The sequence below is a fragment of the Chryseobacterium piperi genome, assembly GCF_002285635.2.
In the GTDB taxonomy this organism is placed as follows: domain Bacteria; phylum Bacteroidota; class Bacteroidia; order Flavobacteriales; family Weeksellaceae; genus Chryseobacterium; species Chryseobacterium piperi.
This window is the reverse complement of record NZ_CP023049.2, coordinates 2536766-2558932: the sequence shown is the minus strand read 5'-3', so window position 1 is coordinate 2558932 and position 22167 is coordinate 2536766. Positions and strand designations below refer to the sequence as shown.

The following is a 22167-nucleotide window of genomic DNA, read 5'->3' as shown; positions in this document are numbered from 1 at the left end:
ATGAAAACATTAATTAGTTTAAATTACTATATTTGGGAGTTTTAAAAATTAATGATGATATTTTCTTTACAAGGCATTGTTCAAGAACTTACGCCGACTTATGCTGTAATCAACGTCAATGGAGTTGGTTACTATGTAGGTATTAGCCTAATGACCTCACAAACCCTTATACTTCAAAAGGAAACTTTCCTTTTTATCCAGCAAATTATCCGTGAAGATGCACATTTGCTTTTCGGATTTAACACTCGTTTAGAAAAAGAAATGTTTAATTTGTTAATAAGCGTTAATGGTGTTGGGGCTGTTTCTGCACTTATTTTATTGTCGACCTTAAGTCTTGATGAGATTGCTTCAGCTATCCTTTCAAGCAACAGTGCATTGATCCAGAAGGCTAAAGGAATCGGGACTAAAACAGCGGAAAGAATTATTGTTGATTTAAAAGATAAAGTCCAAAAATTCAGCAATCCCGAAGAAAATATTTCTGCGTTCGTAGATAATAAAATTAAGGAAGAATCGTTATCTGCATTAGAAGTTTTGGGAATTCCAAAACGCATGAGCGAGAAGACAGCGGATCGCATGATAAAACAAAATCCAGGTATTTCAGTAGAAGAACTGGTGAAACAAATTTTAAAAAACCTTTAACATTTGGTGGCAAATAATAATAAGTATCTCAATATATTTTTGTTCCTGTCGTTCCTATGTATGTCAGTAAGTACTTTTGCACAACAGGTACGGGATACTGCCATTATCAAGAAAGACTATGAATTGGCTGACCCCACTCAGTATGAAGCCTTCTATGATATAAAAACCGGAATGTATTATGTATATCCTAAAATTGGAAATACAGTAACAGGACCACCTACAGCAATGTCTCCGCAAGAGTATAAGGAATTTATGCTGGCGAGTCAGACAAAAGCCTATTATAAAGATAAATCCGATAAATATAATTTACTTTTCCGAAAGGATAAAAGTGATGCCCAAAGAAAAGGGCTAATTCCTGCATTAACGATCCGCAACAAGCTTTTTGAATCTATTTTCGGAAGCAATAAGATTGAAATCATTCCTAACGGATATGCATCCTTTGACTTTGCAGGACTCTATCAGAAGATAGATAATCCCTTGATTTTACCTCAAAACAGAACAAGCTTTACCTTTGATATCAACCAAAGGATTCAGCTTGGATTATTGGGTAAAGTGGGTGAGAATCTTCAGTTAAAAGCAAATTATGATACCCAGAGTGGTTTTGCTTTTGAGAATAGAATGAATTTAGTCTGGCAGTCTAAAGGAAGCTGGAAAGACCTCCAGACAAAAGGACTTGGAGATGTCAACTCACCTGGAGCAGGCTCTGAGGATAAAATTATCAAAAGAGTAGAATTCGGTAACGTAAATATGCCTCTTTCGACCAGTTTGATCCGGGGTTCTCAATCATTATTCGGCGTTAAAACGGAGTTTCAATTAGGAAAAACTTATGGAACAGTAGTGCTTTCCCAACAACAGGGTGAAGCCCGTAATATTGTTGTTCAGGGTGGAGGAGCTGTTAATACCTTTAAGATAGATGCGATAGATTATGAGGATAACCAACACTACTTTTTGGGGCACTATTTTCTAGATAATTACGATCAGGCACTTATCAATTATCCTCAGATTAACTCAAAGATTAATATTACAAGATTAGAAGTATGGGTATTGGATCAGGGAAACAGTAACCTGGCTGCACAGAAAAGTATTGTAGGGGTTAGAGATTTGGGAGATCAAGCAGGAGCACTTCCGAATAATCCCAATAACAACCTTTATCAAACAATCTCTACCACTATGGGGGCGATACCTCGTGATCCGGGTGTCAACTATGCGGACCTAATCCAAGGACAAACACTTCCTAATGCATCAGGAGGTACAGAAATCTATGATAATGGAGAGCAATATATTTATAATAAAAAAGCAAGAAGATTAAATGCCAGTGAGTATACCTTACAGCCGCAGCTAGGGTATATTTCCCTAAACCAGAAATTGAATGATAATCAACTATTAGCAGTTTCTTATTCTTATACAGATGGATCTAATAGAGTCTATAAAGTAGGGGAGTTTTCGGAAGAAAGTCCGGTTTTGGTAACTAAGATGTTGAGATCTAATATCAGGGTAAATGTGTCCTCTCCTATGTGGCAATTAATGATGAAAAATATTTATTCATTAGATGCGGGGCAGGTCAATCAGGATGGATTTATCCTTAACGTATTCTTTAGAGATGCCCAAACAGGAGGTAAGGTTAATTATCTTCCAAACACTCCTGTTCAGGACACAAATTTATTAAAATTACTCAACTGGGATCGTCTGAATATGAATGGGGATTTACAAAATAATAGTGGTGGAACTAGGGGGGACGGTATTTTTGACTTTGTTAATGGAATTACCATCAGGCCTGAAGCTGGGAAAATTATTTTTACAAAAACAGAACCCTTTGGTAGATATATGGAAAGTGTATTGGGAAGTAGTGATCCACAGTATGTCCAAAAAGATATTTATGATCGACAGAAGGCACTTCCAACACCTATTCCTAAACGATATACCCTAGAAGGACGTTATAAAGGGACAGCCGGACAAGGAATCTCTTTGGGGGCAGTTAATGTTCCGCAAGGTTCTGTAAAGGTTTCTGCCAATGGTGTGCAATTAACAGAAGGGATAGACTATACGGTAGACTACATGCTGGGGACTGTTACTATTATTAATGAAAATGTCAAGCAATCAGGGCAGGCGATCAATATTTCATTAGAAAATCAGTTAACTTTTAATACCCAAAGAAAAAGATTTTTGGGATTAAACCTAGAACGAAGGTTCAATGAGAACTTTATTTTAGGAGGAACCGTTGTTAATTATTCAGAATCTCCGTTGACCCAGAAAGTGAATTATGGACAGGAAGCGATTAATAATACCATGGCAGGTGTTAATTTAATGTATAATAACCAACTTCCATTTTTGACAAGATTAACGAATAAGATCCCCTTAATAAAAACTGAAGCCCCTTCTAATCTGAACTTTAAAATGGAAGGTGCTTATCTACTTCCAGGGCTTAATAAAGGGACTAATGATCAGTCTTATATTGATGACTTTGAACAGACTACCTCAAAAATATCATTAAAAGAGCCTGCGGCATGGAGCTTAGCTTCTAAACCGGAAAAGTCAGGTGGAGTATTTCAGGGAGCTGGTGCAAGCAATGATATTACCAATGGATATGGAAGGGGATTATTATCATGGTATAATATTGACCCTAGATTCTGGGGTGTAGGAGGAAGAGCTCCAGCAGGAATTACCCCACAATCGGTTTCTAATCACGCCTCCAGAAGAGTACAATACTCTGAAATTTATAATAACAGAGACTTTGTTGCCGGTGAACAAACATTCACTAATACATTCGATATTTCCTATTATCCGCAAGAAAAGGGACCTTACAATGTCAACCCGAATAATGAAGCTACACAACAAAGATGGGCTGGGATTATGAGGCCTATCAGTGTTTCCAATTTCGTAAATTCAAATATTGAATATGTAGAATTCTGGATGATGGACCCCTATGCTGATGGAAATAATTTAGGAACTGATCCCAAGTTATTGCTTCATTTAGGAAATGTGTCTGAAGATATTTTAAAAGATGGATACATGCAGTATGAGAATGGTTTACCAACACCATCTGCGCCATCTACAACGACTAATTCTAATTGGGGAGTACAACCTAAGCAACCTCCTATTTTATATGCTTTTTCAAGTGAAGGGCAGGAAAGAACGATGCAGGATCTTGGGTATGATGGATTGAGTTCTGATCAGGAATCCATGAGATTTGGAAATACATTCGTTAATCCGGTTACCAATATTGCGGATCCTGCGGTAGATGATTTTGTATTCTATATGTCTGCAAGATTTACAGGAAGTCAGGCATCATCACTTGTTCAGAGATATAAATATTTCAGGGGACCTGAAGGAAATTCACAAAGTAACTCATTAGAGGTAGCCTCCCAGACTCCAGATGTTGAAGACATCAATAAAGATTACAATCTTGACCAAACTGAAAACTACAATGAATACCAGATCAAACTTGATCCGGGAAGTTTAACATTAGGACAAAATAATATCGTTGATATGAAGACGGTTCAGGCTCAGTTCCAGAACGGGCAGACGTCTCAGGTAAAATGGTATCTATTCAGAATTCCTGTTGCCGATTATGCTAAAGCTGATGGGGGGGATAAAGAGGCTGGAATTCTTAATAATGTAAGATTTGCAAGAATGTTGTTGACTGGTTTTGATCAGACTTCTACTTTAAGATTTGGAACATTTGATTTGGTAAGGTCAGACTGGAGAAAATACCCCAAGAAGATTGCTGCGACTGGGGAAGAGGGTGCCTCAGATCTTGGGGATGAAGGGGTTAAAGATTTAACTAATACTGAGCTAGCTGATTTTGTAGTAGGTAGTGTGAATATTGAAGAAAATGCTTTGAATCAGCCTCCTTATGTGTTACCTCCAGGAATTGACAGACAGGTTTTAAGCGGAAACGCAGGAGTACAAAGACAAAATGAAAGTTCATTATATTTAAGAGCCAATCGACTTCCAGCTGGCCAGTCGAGAGGAGTGTTTAAGAATACGACATTGGATATGAGAAGGTACAAAAAATTAAAACTTTTTGTACATGCTGAAGATCCAGATATAAGAAACCCTTCAGGGTTTATGGATCCAAAAACTAAATTTTTTATTCGTTTTGGAAGTGATGCTACAGACAATTATTATGAATATGAAGCGTCAATGAAGTTAACACCAAGTACAGCCACTACTCCAATGGAAATATGGCCAATGGAGAATAATGTAGATTTAGAAATTCAAAACTTTGTAGATGCAAAAATTAGAAGAGATAAAAGTACACCTAATGAGATTTCAAAAAGAATTAGAGATGTTGTATTTGGAGAGGCAGATAATCTTAAAAATATTTATATCAAAGGGCGTCCTAGTTTAGGAAATATTACAACGATAGTAATTGGTATTAGAAATGGGGATGCGAGAGCACCTATTCCTGACAGGGTATTATGGGTGAATGAAATTCGTCTCTCTGAAATTGATAATAAAGGAGGGTATGCTGGAAATGCAAGCTTAAATTTTAATCTTGGTGATTTTGCAGTAGTCAATGCTAATGCATCCTACACGTCTGTTGGATTTGGAAATATTGATTCTAAACCGGCAGAGAGAAATCAGTCTACACAATCGGCATTGAGTATTAATACTTCAATCAATTTAGATAAATTTCTTCCTGAAAAGAGTGGTATTAAAATTCCTGTCAACTACTCTTATTCCCAAACGATAGAAGATCCGAAATATAATCCGTTAGATACCGATGTTGAGTTTAAGAAAGCGGCAAACAGGGAAGAATTAAAAAAAGTAGCAAGGACTTATACTCAGCAAAGAAGTTTAGGGGTGGTTAATATGCATAAAGAAAGGATGAATCCTAATAAGAAACCTAAATTTTATGATGTAGAAAACCTTTCCCTTACAGCAGTATATAATGATGATTTCTTTAGAGATATTTATACCAAAAGAAATTACAGGCAATACCTTAAAGGATACATAGATTATAACTATACATTTAAACCATGGGTCATCAAACCTTTTAATAAGATGATCAGTGATACAGCAAAATCAACGAAATATCTACGCTGGGTAAAAGAGTTTAATATTAACCCTGTTCCAACGAGATTCTCATTCAGAACAGAAGTGGACAGAAATTATAATGAGCTTGAGTTCAGAAATATTGATGCTATTATCAATGGTACTTTTAATGAGGACTTTGCAGCTATAAGAAATAGGAACTTCTTTTTTGGATGGCAGTATGGCTTAGGGTTTAATTTTACAAAATCACTGAAACTTGAAATCAACTCCGCAACGAGAACATTAAATGATAATATTGATGTGAATACGATGGACAACTCTTCAATATTTGGAAATGTATTCAGAGCAGGAAGACCTGTATTATATAATCACAGGGTACAGCTGAATTATAAGCTTCCATTCCAGTATTTGCCTTATCTCGACTTTATCGATGCAGAATTAGGCTATGGATTTACTTATAACTGGAATGCAAGAAGTACTGCTTTATATAACTTTGTTGATCCTTTAAGTCAGAGAATTGAAAGCTTGGGGTCAATAGGCCAAAATACCAATGTTATTCAAGCAACAGCCACAGCTGATTTTCCTAAGTTCTTTAGTCAGTTTAAATATTTCAAAAATATTTCGACCAAACTTCAAAAACGTAAGCAGGAAATTGATTCATTAAACAATGTATATACTCAGCAATGGGAAAAGAAAAGATTTAAGTTTAAGAATTATAAATTTAAAAATAGATTAACAGTTTTACAAAGTGCCGCATTTTTCCTGACTTCTTTCAAACAATTAGATGTTAACTACTCTGAAAATAACGGGACAGTACTTCCAGGGTTATTGTCTGCCCCTAATTGGTATGGATATGGCCAAAGCTTAGGAGGTCCGAGTATAGGATTCTTATTAGGATCACAGGCTGATATCAGACGAACGGTTATAGAAAATGGTTGGGTAAGTGGTTCCGATTATATGACAGATCCATATGTGCGAATGTCAACCAGAGAATTGCGGGCTAATTTGCAAGTAGTCCCAATGAATGATTTGAGAATAGACATAAGTGTATTGCAGAATTATAATAGAAACTTCTCACAATCTGGATTTAATAATCGATTTAATCTAAATAGACCTAATCATGATTATACTTTTGCCAATGATTTAACGACTTATTCTAATTCGGTTGTACTTCTTAAAACATCTTTCAAAGATGGACAGGCAGTATATCAGACAATCAGACAGAATGCAAGAGCAATTTCTCAGAGGCTGGGTGATATTTCAACTATAGATAACCAAGGGTTTACTAAAGGGTATGGTATTGCTAATGCTTACGTTTTAATACCCGCATTTAGGGCTGCAGTTGAAGGTAAGTCTCCTAAGGATATTGGTAATGCCAAAAAAGCGGGATTACCTATACCTAATTGGAAAGTCATCTATTCAGGATTAAGAAATGTTCCTATTATTAATGGTCAGTTCGCGAAGTTCGATATTTTACACAGCTATAATGCAACTTATACAGCAACTGGGATTCAATCGAGTATTGATTATTTTAATGCAATTTCACTAGGAGCGGATAATCCATTGGATATTAACGGGAATCGGATCAATCCGTTTACATTCTCTCAGGTAGGGTATGTTGAATCATTTTCACCATTGATTGGAGTAGATGTTACTATGCGAAATAATATGCAGTTTGGGGTACAATATAACCGAAACAGAATGTTGTTATTGGGGTTACTCAATCAAACACTTACTGAAGATGCTAACACAGAATACGTAGTAAGACTGGGTTATATTATCCGTAACTTTAGACTGGGAATGACAGATGTAAGAAGAAGAGGAAAAGGAAAAGGAAGTGATCTTAATATCAGGGGAGATTTCTCTTTAAGAGATAGCCAAACAAGTATAACGAATATATTGTTGGAGGATTCCCAGATTACAGGCGGACAACGATTATTGAATGTTAAAATATCAGCAGATTATAATGTCTCAGATAATTTAAACCTAAGAGTATTTTATGAACAGATGACTTCTAAATATAAAATCTCTACAGCATTCCCATTATCAACAGTCAGAGCTGGGATTTCTGCTACATTTACATTCGGAGATTCCGGAGGTTTCTAAAATAGTAAAATAATTATTATATGATCCCTTTCCTTATTGGAGGGGGATTTTAATTTATATGAATTGGATCAAAATATTGATTTTTTAATTTGGCAGGGTAGCCTTTTTAGCCAATGAAAGGAAAAAATGGGAGATAATAATGTTGGACTATCTTTTTATAAAAATATTCCTCATTAATGACAGGTCTAAACTCGGTTTAATTTATTTGTAAATTCCAGTGATATTGACCACCTAATTCCTGATTAAATTGACCACTAAGAATGAAGTCAAAAAAGGTGTCTAAAAGATGGTTTAAAAATATAAAATAAATCTTTACTCTGAGCTGATTTTCTGATCAGCTTTTTTTCTTCTCATCGATTCTCCTTTAAGGTCTATTCTCAGGGAGTTGTGAACCATTCTGTCAAGTATTGCATCGGCTATTGTTTGTTCCGCAATGACTTCATGCCAGGCACTTACAGGCAGTTGCGAAGCAATAATAGTGGAACGTTTTCCGTGTCTGTCTTCTATAATCTCCATAAAATCCTGACGTTTAAGATTATCCAGGGATTGTAATCCAAAATCATCAAGGATAATAAGATCCTGCTTTTCTATTCGGTCTATCTCTTTAAGGTAAGATCCGTCTGCCTTAGCCATCTTAAGCTTTGAGAAGAGTTTGTTGATGCTGAAGTACATGACTTTATATCCCATTGTACAGGCTTTGTATCCAATGGCAGTTGCGATAAAACTTTTTCCAACTCCTGTACTGCCTGTAATAAGAATATTCTGTTTCTGTGATATAAAATCGCAGGAAGATAATCTTCCAATAGTATTCTTATCAATATTTCTGGAAGAAGAGGCCGTAATCTCTTCCATAAATGTCCTGTATCTGAACTTAGCTGTGGTAATCAATCTTTCTACCTTTCTGCTTTCCCTGTCGTCATACTCGGATTCAATCAAGTAGGCTATAAGTTCATCATTGGTATAGGAGATACTTCCTGTTTCCATTGTTGTGGAAAACGCCCTGTGCATCCCGTGGAGCTTTAAATGTTTCATTTTTTCTAATGTTGCCTGATTCATAGGTTTTGTATTAATGATTTAATTGTTAATGATTGTAGATGTTACTGATAGTATTTTCCGCCCCTTATGTTTTTGTGTTTAGGCAGTTTCTTTTCTTCAAAAAATGCATCGTCATCGGTTAGATTATCCAGCCCTCTTTCCAGAATACTTTTAATCATGGCAAGGCTGTATTTTTCATATCCCAACGCTCTTTTACAGGCATTGTCAAGTCTTATGTTGCCGATCTTTTTTGATAATGAAAGGATTCCCAGGCAGGTTTTATAGGACTGCTCAGGATGCTGTTTCTTTTCCAGGATTTTGATGATGTACTGCTCACAATATTCCCCGACAGACCTTCCCCAAGAGATAAACCGGGAGGGATTCCATTCAGTCATAAACTGATAAGATGAAGGCATATGTTCTTTTACAGTCGTATACTGATATTTAGCCAGGATTCTGTTATGGAATGCTATTCTGCGCTGGTCATAGTAAATCTCGACTGTATTTTTACTAAAAATAATGTTTACTTTTTTACCAATATAGCTGAACGGAACACTGTAATAATGCTGGTCTTTACTTAAATATACATGGCTGGTCTTATGAACGGTAGCACGTGCAGAATGCTTGAGCTGGTACATCATAGCTGGTAGTGGGGATAATGCATGTCTTTCAACCTCACGGAAAACATCAGCCCTGGAATACTTCTTTCTTTTCATGGGAGCTTCATTATATCCTTCCAGCAGGTTTTCTATAGCTTTGTTCAATGCTTCCAGGCTAAAGAAGTGATCTTTACGCAATGGAGCAAAAATGCGGGTATACACAATGCGTACCGCATTTTCAACCAAAGCCTTATCCTTGGGATGATAGGTACGCGTAGGAAGTATTGTAGTGCTATAGTGGGAAGCAAAATCCAGAAGAGAATCAGTGATGACAGGTTCGTACTTATGGCTCTTTTTTACGGCTGTACGCAGGTTATCGGTAACAATAGCTGCGGGAACTCCTCCATAATAATGCAGGGTTTTGGTAAGACTTCCAAGAAAATCTTCTTTCCCCTGGGTTCTTGTAGCTTCTACGAAGGTCATGCCACTGGCTCCAAGTATGGATACGAAGACCTCAACTTCCTGTTGTTCTCCTGTTTCTTTATTAATAATGTGAAGTTTTTTTCCTGTATAATCCACAAAAAGTTTATCCCCAGCCTTATGTTCAATATGCATGGAAGGGTTCACCTTTTTACACCATTCCCGGTAATGATGGCAAAAGCGGGAATATTGGTAGCCTGAAGGGTATTTATCTATGTATTCTTCCCATAGCAGATAACGGGTGACCCCAACACGTTTTAGTTCTTTGGATATGTAAGGAAACAACGATTCAAGTTGTTTTTTAATATTGTCCTTATCCCTTATATCGGTTGGCGGAGTCTCGAATAAATCATCTAAATCTTCATCACTCAGCTCTATCAGCTCGTCATATGTAAGCTGGTGTTCATGGAACAGGCTGATATACTTTTTAGCAGTATTGCGTGAGATACCCAGTTGTTTGCTTATCCGCAATTTACTTACCCCCTGGGTGTATAATCGTAATAATTGTTTAATGTTCAACATGTCTATTCTTTTGTTAGCCATTTGGTATTTTTTGGCTAAGTTATTCAAGACACGTTTTCTGACTTTTTTTTGGGGGTCAATTTGCTCAGGAATACCATGGTCAATTTGCTCAGGAATCAACTGATCATTTTCACAGGATTGAGATGGTCAATTTTGAAGGATTCTACACTATGAAGCTAGAACATGTACAAGTAAGGGTACTGATGCTCCATCAAATAATTCTGTTAAAGGATGCTCTGTATTAACTGAGAGTTCACAGAATGCAAATGATTTTGCCTTATTAAAATTGAGCACTACTCCGAATGCTTTAGCTCAGTATAAAGTCTGCTATGCAGGCTGGGATAATAATCCCAACTCATATTCTGTAAATTCTACTAATGCATATGGTGTTCATCATCCTAAAGGCGATACAAAGAAAATATCTTATGTAGATACAGTATATCCTGTAATGAGTAACGAACCAATGATACAATCAGGATTGTTCGGATATTATGGTATTGCGCATCAATTAAATTCACAAGGAACATTCTTACAAAACTCATGGAGAAGTGGTATAGTGGAGAAGGGATCTTCAGGATCTCCATTATTTAATAGTTTCGATAGATTAATTGGGTCTTTATCAACAGGCCCGAAGCCAAATTATTTTAATTGTGACAATCCAGATATTTATAATAATAAATGGTTTACTTATTATTCAAGGTTTTCTAATAATTATTTTACGATGTCTCCATGGCTAAACCCCAATGGCTCTAACGTACAATCTATAGGGCCATATTGTCCAAATAATTCTATTCAAATTGGTGCACCAATAAGTATTACTAATCCTGGAACTGGTAACCCTGAACCAACGGTTTGGGAAGATGTACCTATTGACATAAATGGAGAAGTTGTTCACCCTGCTAATACATGGGGCAAAAAACTTTATTTGAACGAATATAGTGGGTCGGCAAATTATCCGCAAGAGATAGACATGAATTTTAATTATTATAGATCAATCATTGCACCTAATAAAAGTACATTTGCTATTAGTGAAAACATATACAATATATACAACTATAATATAAATAATTATTTATCTAATTTACAACTTTGGGGAATATATAAAATAATTGACTGCAATAAAATTAAGTACATTAAACCTGCAAAAATAACAATCCAGAATCCTGGAACAATTGGTCAGGTTAGTGACTATGTGATAGATGTTGTAGGGGTAAGTGATAATAGAGTTCATATTCTTATTGAAGAATGGAGAAAAAACGGAAATGGTACGTATAAAACCTATGAGATTCAAACCTACAAAATAATAAATAATGAACTTGTATTTGAAAGCTATAAAACACTTTTTTATAATCAGCAGAATATTAATATGGGAAAGTATTATGATTTTGATAATGGGCACTTAATGCTATCTGTAGGTCAAAATTCAGGTAATTCTAGCAAAATATATTCGTGCTATTATAATGAACAGAATGGTAATTGGTTAATGGATACAAATCCAATAACATATGGAGTTTCAAATGTATTTACAAAAATTGTTGGTAACAAAGTTTTTATACAACCGCTAGGGCAAAATAAGATTGATATTTATAACATTGCTTCAAATTTACCTACTCTTGGTTTGAGGGGATCATTGTCAAATCAATTTTTATCTGTCCCTGGAGGAAATGGCTCTTATGATCGTTTATTTATATCTGAAAGATCTAATAACTTATATGATATTATTTATAAAAATATGAACGGGATAGGTTCTTTTGAGCTTATGCAATTGGATTTATCTAATAATTCTATCAATTCTTCCCACATTACTATGCCTAACGATTTTAAGAATATTCAGTATTCTTCGAATTTTATTATAAAAAATGATGAAATTATTAAGTTAAGTAAATTTCCTTGGCGAAGTTCTCCGGGCAGTGAATATGGAAATTATGGTTATGCAAATTTTAAGAAGAACGTTAATGGAAATTGGATGAAGGATAAAATAACTTTTCTTAAATGGAATGATATTGGAGGGTTTAATGATCAATTTATAATAAGTGCGGATTACTATCATTACTATGGGAATAATACTAGACGAAGAATATTCAGTATAAGAGAAGTTGATTATTTAGCGCATCCATACACTATATACGATGAAATGGTAATGTATTCATCTGCATACCATCGTCCAAAGAAATTGGATAATTATTATTTTAGTGAAGGTATTGTTGTAAACGGAAAAGAAGTATTTAAAAATTTAGCAGGGACTAGTTTAAACAAATTTTTATTTAGATCTCTTAATCTTGGAAATGATTATAATTCTACAACATATGATGTAAAAACAGTTATCCTGGATAATAAAACACAGCAATTGACTGGAAATAAAAATGTATTTATCTATGGAAAATACTCTGTTATCATGAAATCTGGCTTTCATGTTTCTTCTGCAACTGGTATAGAGTTTCATGCAATAGCACAACAACCTCTACCATCGAATATTCCAGAATGTTCTCTTACTTTTGATGACATGCTCAATCCAAAAATAACAGAAACACCTAATAATTCATTGTATTTGAGGCAAGCTGTAATAAAAGACCAGCCATACTATGGTGAAATTACTATAAATGGTGGAGAAGAGAACTCCAATGTGGAAAATACAATAAATAAAAATATAAAAGTATATCCAAATCCGACTAAAGATATTTTGTACGTAGACTTTAATGGTAATGTAAAGGATTTTAATAGCCTAGAAATCTATTCTGTAGATGCTAAAAAAGTCATAACAAAAAGCTTATCCTCTGCTAATAAGGGCAAGATTGAAGTTAATTTATCACAATATCCTACCGGAATATATATTCTTAAAGTAATAGATAAAGATGGGAAATCATACCCTTATAAAATCATAAAAAAATAAGTCAGCATTTATAAAAAAAATCCTACCATATTAGTGGTTTTTTATTTAGGATTTTAAAATTTACTTAAGATGTCTATTAAACCTTTGAACCTTATAGAATTTTGAATAAATTTGTAGAATATAAAAATTAAAAAATGAACACACCATCAGAATTAAAGTACACTAAAGATCACGAGTGGATCAAAATAGAAGGAAACATTGCTACAATCGGGATTACTGATTTTGCACAAGGAGAATTGGGAGATATCGTATACGTAGATGTAGATACTGTAGATGATGATCTTGATAACGGAGCTGTTTTTGGAAGTGTTGAAGCGGTAAAGACTGTTTCTGATCTATTCTTACCTGTAGCGGGAAAGGTTACAGCATTTAATTCAGAATTGGAAGATCAACCTGAATTATTAAATACTGATCCTTATGGTAATGGATGGATCATCAAAGTAGAGATTGCTGATGGTGCTGACCAGTCTGAATTGCTTTCTGCAGAAGAATACCAAGCAATCATTGGATAAAATTTCAAAAATATTTAGTAAGATCTTGCCCATTTATTGGGCATTTCTTACTTATATGCTTCTCAAACCGGGAGAAGAGAACCATGAATACTGGTTTATGTTCAATGGAATCGATAAAATTGTTCATATAAGTATATTTGCAGCGCTGGGATTTTCTTTTATTGCAGCGTTCCCGAGAATTAAATTTTCTTATTTTTTTCAAATCATCCTTATATATGCCTTTCTTACAGAAATACTGCAGGAAGAGATGGGTTTAGGAAGATCTATGGAATCCCTGGATATTGTAGCAGATATCATTGGATGCTTATTAGGATACTATATATATAAGGTATTTAAAAAGCTTTATTTATAGCTTTAGCTTACGTTTTATATCCGCTTCCTTAATGTGGATAAATAACAAATGCTATTCAACCCATGTGATATCAGATGTTTACCAGAATACTTTTCCCCAATCCTAAACTTTATGTTAAATATATTTGGAGGGGTGGGGTAAATAGTGGTAATTTTGCACCACTGAAAACGAGAGATAGTAGGTAGCGCAGAGAACGGTAAACATTAGGAAGCAGGCTTAAAAAATAAATGAGAATTTATTTTGATAATAAGAAAAAGTTTGTATCTTTGCAATCCCAATTAAGGGAGCGCAGAAGAAGAGTGGTTAAGGTTTAGAAAGAGTTTAGGGTTAGAAAAAAAGACTTTAAAATTTCTTTAAAAAACATTTGGTCATTTGGAAATAATTAATTACTTTTGCACTCGCAAATATGGAGCGACACTGACAGATAGATTGCTTCATTAAAAAGCGGAAGATATAAAGATCATTGACATACAATATAACAACCAAGTAAGGAAAAACTAAAGCGTCAAAACTTTGAGTGAGTCAGACAAACATACAATGGAGAGTTTGATCCTGGCTCAGGATGAACGCTAGCGGGAGGCCTAACACATGCAAGCCGAGCGGTAGATTGTCTTCGGATAATTGAGAGCGGCGTACGGGTGCGGAACACGTGTGCAACCTACCTTTATCAGGAGGATAGCCTTTCGAAAGGAAGATTAATACTCCATAATATATCAGATGGCATCATTTGATATTGAAAACTCCGGTGGATAGAGATGGGCACGCGCAAGATTAGATAGTTGGTGAGGTAACGGCTCACCAAGTCTATGATCTTTAGGGGGCCTGAGAGGGTGATCCCCCACACTGGTACTGAGACACGGACCAGACTCCTACGGGAGGCAGCAGTGAGGAATATTGGACAATGGGTGAGAGCCTGATCCAGCCATCCCGCGTGAAGGACGACGGCCCTATGGGTTGTAAACTTCTTTTGTATAGGGATAAACCTTTCCACGTGTGGGAAGCTGAAGGTACTATACGAATAAGCACCGGCTAACTCCGTGCCAGCAGCCGCGGTAATACGGAGGGTGCAAGCGTTATCCGGATTTATTGGGTTTAAAGGGTCCGTAGGCGGACTCGTAAGTCAGTGGTGAAATCTCATAGCTCAACTATGAAACTGCCATTGATACTGCGGGTCTTGAGTAAGGTAGAGGTAGCTGGAATAAGTAGTGTAGCGGTGAAATGCATAGATATTACTTAGAACACCAATTGCGAAGGCAGGTTACCATGTCTTAACTGACGCTGATGGACGAAAGCGTGGGGAGCGAACAGGATTAGATACCCTGGTAGTCCACGCCGTAAACGATGCTAACTCGTTTTTGGGGCTTCGGCTTCAGAGACTAAGCGAAAGTGATAAGTTAGCCACCTGGGGAGTACGAACGCAAGTTTGAAACTCAAAGGAATTGACGGGGGCCCGCACAAGCGGTGGATTATGTGGTTTAATTCGATGATACGCGAGGAACCTTACCAAGGCTTAAATGGGAATTGACAGGCTTAGAAATAGGCTTTTCTTCGGACAATTTTCAAGGTGCTGCATGGTTGTCGTCAGCTCGTGCCGTGAGGTGTTAGGTTAAGTCCTGCAACGAGCGCAACCCCTGTCACTAGTTGCTACCATTAAGTTGAGGACTCTAGTGAGACTGCCTACGCAAGTAGAGAGGAAGGTGGGGATGACGTCAAATCATCACGGCCCTTACGCCTTGGGCCACACACGTAATACAATGGCCAGTACAGAGGGCTGCTACCAGGTGACTGGATGCTAATCTCGAAAGCTGGTCTCAGTTCGGATTGGAGTCTGCAACTCGACTCTATGAAGCTGGAATCGCTAGTAATCGCGCATCAGCCATGGCGCGGTGAATACGTTCCCGGGCCTTGTACACACCGCCCGTCAAGCCATGGAAGTCTGGGGTACCTGAAGTCGGTGACCGTAACAGGAGCTGCCTAGGGTAAAACAGGTAACTAGGGCTAAGTCGTAACAAGGTAGCCGTACCGGAAGGTGCGGCTGGAACATCTCATTTTAGAGCGTCTTAAAGACGATAAACAAAATTAAGGTACTTCAATGTACCATGTACTTACTTAAAGAGAAGCTTTAGTTTTTTATTTGGTTGATTATATATAAAAAAATACAAACCCACTAGAAATTAGTAAACGGGAAGGGAGCGATAGAGAGAACAATGATAAGGCAGTATATAGATTACTAAATTACTCATTACCCATCACTCATAAAGAGTCTCGTAGCTCAGCTGGTTAGAGCGCTACACTGATAATGTAGAGGTCGGCAGTTCGAGCCTGCCCGAGACTACTAATTTTGAGTATAGGAGTTTGAGAGTATTAGAGAGAATGAGTTAACGCTCGGGACTTTCTAACACAATCATTCACCAACTCAACTAGAGGGGGAATTAGCTCAGCTGGCTAGAGCGCCTGCCTTGCACGCAGGAGGTCAAGGGTTCGACTCCCTTATTCTCCACAGTTTTGCGCGTTTGATTTAAAAGTATAATGGATAGAGCCAAAACAAATATCCATTTATCATACAAGCAGAAAGACATTAAGATCATTGACATTAACGGTAAAAATATCACAAAGAGAAAACCGAGCGCAACTAAGCGTTTGAGTTTACAAAAATACTTTGACATAGTAATATGTCATAAAAAAAACTAAACTAATTAATAATTAGGAAAGAAATCGTTAAGGGCGTATGGCGGATGCCTAGGCTTTCAGAGGCGAAGAAGGACGTGGTAAGCTGCGAAAAGCTGCGGGGATTGGCACACACGAATTGATCCGCAGATGTCCGAATGGGGCAACCCGGCATGTTGAAGACATGTCACTCTAAATTTATTTAGAGAGCAAACCCGGAGAACTGAAACATCTAAGTACCCGGAGGAAAAGAAATCGAAGAGATTCCGTAAGTAGTGGCGAGCGAAAGCGGATTAGCCCAAAAGTCATTATATGTTTAAAAGAATGTTCTGGAAAGAACAGCCATAGAGGGTGATAGCCCCGTATTTGAAAGGCATATTTTGATGATAAATGAGTAGGGCGGGACACGTGAAATCCTGTCTGAATATGGGGGACCATCCTCCAAGGCTAAATACTCCTGAAAGACCGATAGTGAACAAGTACTGTGAAGGAAAGGTGAAAAGCACTTCGAATAGAAGGGTGAAATAGAACCTGAAACCGTACGCCTACAAGCGGTCGGAGCCCACATGTTGGGTGACGGCGTGCCTTTTGCATAATGAGCCTACGAGTTAATTTTACTAGCGAGGTTAAGGACTTCAGGTCCGGAGCCGGAGCGAAAGCGAGTCTGAATAGGGCGCATAGTTAGTAGGATTAGACGCGAAACCTTGTGATCTACCCATGGGCAGGTTGAAGCTCTGGTAACACAGAGTGGAGGACCGAACCGGTTGACGTTGAAAAGTCTTCGGATGACCTGTGGGTAGGGGTGAAAGGCCAATCAAACTGGGAGATAGCTCGTACTCCCCGAAATGCATTTAGGTGCAGCGTCGTATATAAGTTTATTAGAGGTAGAGCTACTGATTGGATGCGGGGGTTTCACCACCTACCAATTCCTGACAAACTCCGAATGCTAATAAATGTTCTACGGCAGTGAGGGCATGGGTGCTAAGGTCCATGTCCGAGAGGGAAAGAACCCAGACCAACAGCTAAGGTCCCCAAATATATGTTAAGTTGAAGCAACGCGGTTGGACTGCATTGACAGCTAGGATGTTGGCTTGGAAGCAGCCATTCATTTAAAGAGTGCGTAACAGCTCACTAGTCGAGCGGTCCGGCATGGATAATAATCGGGCATAAACATATTACCGAAGCTATGGATTTATAATTTAGAATTATATCTGGTAGGGGAGCATTCTATTTGCGCCGAAGCAGTATCGTGAGGTATTGTGGAGCGGATAGAAAAGAAAATGTAGGCATAAGTAACGATAAAGGGGGCGAGAAACCCCCTCACCGAAAGACTAAGGTTTCCTCAGCCATGCTAATCAGCTGAGGGTTAGTCGGGACCTAACGCGAACCCGAAAGGGGTAGTGGATGGACAATGGGTTAATATTCCCATACTTGCTCACACTAAAAAGGGGACGGAGTGCCGTACTTGCTGGAGACTGACGGAATAGTCAAGGCCTAGCCTTCGGGCGAAGCTGCTGCAGGGAAAGTGCTTCCAAGAAAAGCCGAAGTGAAGCAACCCGTACCAAAACCGACACAGGTAGTCGAGGAGAGAATCCTAAGGTGCTAGAGTGAATCATGGTTAAGGAACTAGGCAAAATAGTCTCGTAACTTCGGAAGAAGAGACGCCATCAGCAATGGTGGCCGCAGTGAAGAGGCCCAGGCGACTGTTTATCAAAAACACAGGACTCTGCTAAATCGAAAGATGCTGTATAGGGTCTGACACCTGCCCGGTGCTGGAAGGTTAAGGAAGGGCGTTAGCGTAAGCGAAGCGTTTGACTGAAGCCCCAGTAAACGGCGGCCGTAACTATAACGGTCCTAAGGTAGCGAAATTCCTTGTCGGGTAAGTTCCGACCTGCACGAATGGTGTAACGATCTGGGCACTGTCTCAACCATGAGCTCTGTGAAATTGTAGTATCGGTGAAGATGCCGATTACCCGCAATGGGACGAAAAGACCCTGTGAACCTTTACTATAACTTCGTATTGACTTTGAGTAAGTAATGTGTAGGATAGGTGGGAGACTATGAAGCTGGCACGCTAGTGTTGGTGGAGTCGACGTTGAAATACCACCCTTTACTTACTTGGAGCCTAACTTCTTTTAGAAGGACATTGCGTGGTGGGTAGTTTGACTGGGGTGGTCGCCTCCAAAAGAGTAACGGAGGCTTTCAAAGGTACCCTCAGCACGCTTGGTAACCGTGCGTAGAGTGTAATGGCATAAGGGTGCTTGACTGTGAGACCTACAAGTCGATCAGGTGCGAAAGCAGGACATAGTGATCCGGTGGTTCCGTATGGAAGGGCCATCGCTCATAGGATAAAAGGTACTCCGGGGATAACAGGCTAGTCTCCCCCAAGAGCTCACATCGACGGGGAGGTTCGGCACCTCGATGTCGGCTCGTCACATCCTGGGGCTGGAGAAGGTCCCAAGGGTTGGGCTGTTCGCCCATTAAAGTGGCACGCGAGCTGGGTTCAGAACGTCGTGAGACAGTTCGGTCTCTATCTATTGCGGGCGTTAGATGTTTGAGAGGGCTTGATTCTAGTACGAGAGGACCGAATTGAACAAACCTCTGGTGTATCAGTTGTACCGCCAGGTGCACCGCTGAGTAGCTACGTTTGGAAGAGATAAGCACTGAAAGCATATAAGTGCGAAACTCGCCTCAAGATGAGACATCTTTTAAGGGTCGTGGGAGATGACCACGTTGATAGGCTATAGGTGTAAAGTTGGTAACAGCATAGCCGAGTAGTACTAATTACCCGTAGATTTATAGCCTAATTGGCAGCACTTAGTTGCGCAGTAAAGGTTTTGTCTTTGTGAACGTTTTTATCGATTAAAACCAGAAGTTAGCAAATAGAATTTAGAAGTTAGAGAATGATCTAACCTCTAATGACTAAAGTCTAACCTCTTATATAAAGCCTTTAGGGTGGTTTTAGCGGTGGGGCTCACCTGTTCCCATTCCGAACACAGAAGTTAAGCCCACCAGCGCCGATGGTACTGCGAAAGCGGGAGAGTAGGTCGCCGCCAGTTTTTATTAAAAAGTCTCATACATTTATTTGTATGAGACTTTTTTTGTTATTGACATAGACGAACTACTACCACCACTACTATTAGTAATACTATATACTAGAAAAAGGTAGGTGGCAGATCATAGGTAATAGGTATCAGGTAGGAGGAATTAGGGATTAGGGCCTAGGATTTAGGTAATAAATGAATGTAACTAAAAACTAGCAACACTCAACTTTTTCAGTTAATTTATAATGACTTTCTTAAGTATAAATGTGAAGGATTCTCAATCTGGATTTTTTCATTTTTCAAAACCATTTCTGCAAGTGTTTTACCCATCAGTGAGAAATCTGTTGATAAGGTAGTAATACCATTCTCAACAACTTTTTTTAATGGAATCTCATTATAGGATATAATTCCGATATCTTCTCCTAGCTTTAGATCATTTTCTTTACATTTCTCTACAGCCTCTACCAAATCTCGATCGTTAGGAATCAAAAATACTTGTCCTTTTGTAAAATCATGTGTTTTAAAGTTGGGTATTATCGAATATTTTTTATTGTAAGCCTGACAATATTTTACAAAACCGTTAACCATATCAATAGGCTCCTTTTCTCCGGGGAAGACAATGATATAATGTGTATATTTTTCCAGTAGATGGGCATAGGAATTCATTGCTTCAAAAATATCTCTTACAAAATTCTGATACACTCCGGAATAATGTCTTAAAGTATCTCGCATCTGATCAATAATGTATACATCTGTTTGAGGTAATATAGTAAGGAATTCTTCAATGCCTTCTACATTTCCGGGCATGATAATATATTTTGAATAATTTCCATTAGAATCATATATCAGTTTTCTAAACATAGAATAATTGAAATGATGAAAGAACACATCAACATGGCCTTTAGAGCTAATGTGTTTCCGAAATGAATTGAGTATATCTTCTTTAAATGAGTTAAGTTCATCAAATAATAAAAAATATCGTGTATCATAGCTGAAGTCTTCAGTGCGTACATAATATCCTTTAGCCGGGATGGCATGAATAATACCTTTTTGCTTCAATAGGCTATAGGCCACTAAAACAGTGTCTCTGGAAATCTGGTGTTCAATACATATTTTTTTCACCGAAGGAAGTCTGTCATTTCGAAATAGTTTTTTTGTAATTATGGCTTCCTCTATACTTCCTACGATCTGTTTATAAATGGGAACAGTACTTTCTTTATTAATCGTAATAATTTTCAAAACTGGTAGTATATAATTAAAAACTGGTAGGTATTAGTAGGTTAAATATATTCAATCTTTATATCTTATCCAATATAATTTTTAAATAGCTATATTTTTATTGATATGAGCCATGATCAGTCATTTTTCAGGACATTAACCAATACTCACGGTTTTGAAGTTACCTTCTGTAGTTTTGGTGCTGCAATTTCTTCATTTAAAATTCCGGTCAACGAAGATAAACTTGATATTGTATTGGGTTTTGATAACGTTGAAGATTACCAAAGATCTTTTGATCTTCATGCTAAACCATTTCTGGGTGCAGTGGTTGGGCCACATGCCGGAAGATTAAAGCTGGGAAGATATACTGACAACGGAAAAGAAGTTCAGCTTGATAAAAATTTTGAAGGGCATCATCTTCATGGGGGTACTTTCAATTTAAGTAATCAATTTTGGGAACTGACTACTATATCAGATAATAGAGTGGTCTTCGAATTTTCTGTCAATAATGGACAAACAAAATTCAGGACAGAATATTTTTTGAGTTCAGAAACTTTATATGTAACGTTAAGTGCCGTGACAGATATTGATATACTGATCAATCTTACACAACATTCTTATTTCAACCTTGCAGGGCATAAAAAAGATATTACCAATTTAGAAATGAAAATTGAAGCTTTAGAGATTCTGGAAATTGATGAGGACTTGATTCCTACCGGAAAGTTTCTTCCGATTGAAAATACATTCTTCGATTTTTCTGAATTCCGTGATTGCCCCTCTGAAATTGATACATCATTTATTCTTAAAGGAAAACATCCTGCTGCAATTTTAAGAGACAAAGAAAATGGTCTTGTACTTAAAGTCTTTACTAATCAACCAACTGTTCATGTATATATTGGTGGAAGCACGGGATCCATTCAAGGGAAAGAAAATGCTAAATACCATAATAAAAGTGGAATTTGTTTTGAGGCTCAGAATTTTCCGGATTCTCCTAATCATAGCAATTTTAAAAATGGCATATTGAGAAAAGGAGAACAATACATTAATGAAATTGCCTATCAATTCAAAACTTCTAATTCACTTTAAATACTATAGACTCACAATG

The 22167-nt window shown here is 37.5% G+C and carries 9 protein-coding genes, 2 tRNA genes and 3 rRNA genes; 11 read left to right on the top strand and 3 right to left on the bottom strand.

Going from position 1 to position 22167, the window contains the following annotated elements:
• The first annotated feature begins 54 nt into the window (after nt 1-54).
• Complete coding sequence (ruvA, locus tag CJF12_RS11125; RefSeq protein WP_034687013.1) at nt 55-639, top strand: Holliday junction branch migration protein RuvA; 585 nt, start codon at nt 55-57, stop codon at nt 637-639.
• A gap of 60 nt (nt 640-699) precedes the next feature.
• Entirely contained in the window at nt 700-7743 is a 7044-nt protein-coding gene (sov, locus tag CJF12_RS11120; RefSeq protein WP_051887371.1) for a T9SS outer membrane translocon Sov/SprA, read from the top strand.
• 312 nt (nt 7744-8055) lie between these two features.
• Here the strand turns inward: sov and istB are convergent, their stop codons facing one another.
• Both istB and istA read right to left on the bottom strand, forming a co-directional pair.
• Nucleotides 8056-8799, bottom strand: a complete 744-nt coding sequence (istB, locus tag CJF12_RS11115; protein ID WP_034681199.1) for an IS21-like element helper ATPase IstB — start codon at nt 8797-8799, stop codon at nt 8056-8058.
• A gap of 41 nt (nt 8800-8840) precedes the next feature.
• Nucleotides 8841-10499, bottom strand: coding sequence for an IS21 family transposase (gene istA, locus CJF12_RS11110; RefSeq protein ID WP_228423498.1), 1659 nt, complete (start codon nt 10497-10499; stop codon nt 8841-8843).
• 166 nt (nt 10500-10665) lie between these two features.
• Between istA and CJF12_RS11105 the strand changes: the two genes are divergently transcribed.
• The 8 genes from CJF12_RS11105 (at nt 10666) to rrf (ending at nt 19859) form a co-directional block, all read left to right on the top strand.
• Nucleotides 10666-13269, top strand: coding sequence for a T9SS type A sorting domain-containing protein (locus CJF12_RS11105; protein WP_034688315.1), 2604 nt, complete (start codon nt 10666-10668; stop codon nt 13267-13269).
• A 134-nt stretch (nt 13270-13403) separates the two neighbouring features.
• Nucleotides 13404-13781: a glycine cleavage system protein GcvH gene (gcvH, locus tag CJF12_RS11100; RefSeq protein ID WP_034688313.1), complete on the top strand. Its 378-nt coding sequence runs from the start codon at nt 13404-13406 to the stop codon at nt 13779-13781.
• Nucleotides 13723-14133 carry a VanZ family protein gene (locus tag CJF12_RS11095; protein WP_084675703.1) on the top strand — a complete coding sequence of 137 codons (411 nt, stop codon included), beginning with the start codon at nt 13723-13725 and terminating at the stop codon, nt 14131-14133. Before gcvH ends, CJF12_RS11095 begins: the two co-directional genes overlap by 59 nt.
• Nucleotides 14134-14667: 534 nt before the next feature.
• Nucleotides 14668-16184 (top strand): 16S ribosomal RNA (locus CJF12_RS11090).
• A gap of 210 nt (nt 16185-16394) precedes the next feature.
• Nucleotides 16395-16468, top strand: a tRNA-Ile gene (locus tag CJF12_RS11085).
• A 91-nt stretch (nt 16469-16559) separates the two neighbouring features.
• Nucleotides 16560-16633, top strand: a tRNA-Ala gene (locus CJF12_RS11080).
• 208 nt (nt 16634-16841) lie between these two features.
• A 23S ribosomal RNA gene (locus CJF12_RS11075) occupies nt 16842-19604 on the top strand.
• 147 nt (nt 19605-19751) lie between these two features.
• A 5S ribosomal RNA gene (gene rrf, locus CJF12_RS11070) occupies nt 19752-19859 on the top strand.
• Together the 16S, 23S and 5S rRNA genes with 2 tRNA genes alongside form the textbook arrangement of a ribosomal RNA operon.
• A 225-nt stretch (nt 19860-20084) precedes the next feature.
• On the opposite strand, the gene CJF12_RS11065 is transcribed toward rrf, so the two are convergent.
• Entirely contained in the window at nt 20085-21083 is a 999-nt protein-coding gene (locus tag CJF12_RS11065) for a GntR family transcriptional regulator (RefSeq protein WP_034688256.1), read from the bottom strand.
• Between the two features lie 105 nt (nt 21084-21188).
• On the opposite strand from CJF12_RS11065, the gene CJF12_RS11060 reads away from it, so the two are divergent.
• Nucleotides 21189-22148 carry an aldose epimerase family protein gene (locus tag CJF12_RS11060; RefSeq protein ID WP_034688258.1) on the top strand — a complete coding sequence of 320 codons (960 nt, stop codon included), beginning with the start codon at nt 21189-21191 and terminating at the stop codon, nt 22146-22148.
• The last annotated feature ends 19 nt before the right edge of the window (nt 22149-22167 follow it).

Bases quoted from the DNA above. Each gene is read 5' to 3' on its own strand.
- istB (WP_034681199.1), bottom strand. From the start codon at position 8,799: ATGAATCAGGCAACATTAGAAAAAATGAAACATTTAAAGCTCCACGGG.
- ruvA (WP_034687013.1), top strand. From the start codon at position 55: ATGATATTTTCTTTACAAGGCATTGTTCAAGAACTTACGCCGACTTAT.
- sov (WP_051887371.1), top strand. From the start codon at position 700: ATGTCAGTAAGTACTTTTGCACAACAGGTACGGGATACTGCCATTATC.
- CJF12_RS11060 (WP_034688258.1), top strand. From the start codon at position 21,189: ATGAGCCATGATCAGTCATTTTTCAGGACATTAACCAATACTCACGGT.
- gcvH (WP_034688313.1), top strand. From the start codon at position 13,404: ATGAACACACCATCAGAATTAAAGTACACTAAAGATCACGAGTGGATC.
- CJF12_RS11095 (WP_084675703.1), top strand. From the start codon at position 13,723: ATGGTGCTGACCAGTCTGAATTGCTTTCTGCAGAAGAATACCAAGCAA.